The organism is Isoptericola variabilis (genome assembly GCF_050311655.1).
In the GTDB taxonomy this organism is placed as follows: domain Bacteria; phylum Actinomycetota; class Actinomycetes; order Actinomycetales; family Cellulomonadaceae; genus Isoptericola; species Isoptericola variabilis.
Genome location: NZ_JBNOZM010000038.1, coordinates 1 through 228 on the forward strand (window position 1 = coordinate 1; position 228 = coordinate 228).

The following is a 228-nucleotide window of genomic DNA, read 5'->3' on the forward strand; positions in this document are numbered from 1 at the left end:
CGCCGCGACGCCCGTGAGCGCCGTCTACGGCGACGCGGTCGCCGCCGACGCGACCTTCCCGGTCGACCGGGGGCGCGCGGGGCGCCTGCTCGACGACGCGGGCTGGCGGCCCGGGGCCGACGGCGTCCGAGCCACGGGCGACGAGCGCGCCGCGTTCGACCTCTACTACCTGGCGTCGGACAGCCTGCGCCGCGACCTGGCGGCCGCGTTCGCCGCCGACATGGCGAC

General features: G+C 79.8%; 1 pseudogene. It reads left to right on the forward strand.

The features are described from left to right. Nucleotides 1–228: pseudogene (locus ACQP60_RS20975) on the forward strand (ABC transporter substrate-binding protein); the annotation flags it as partial.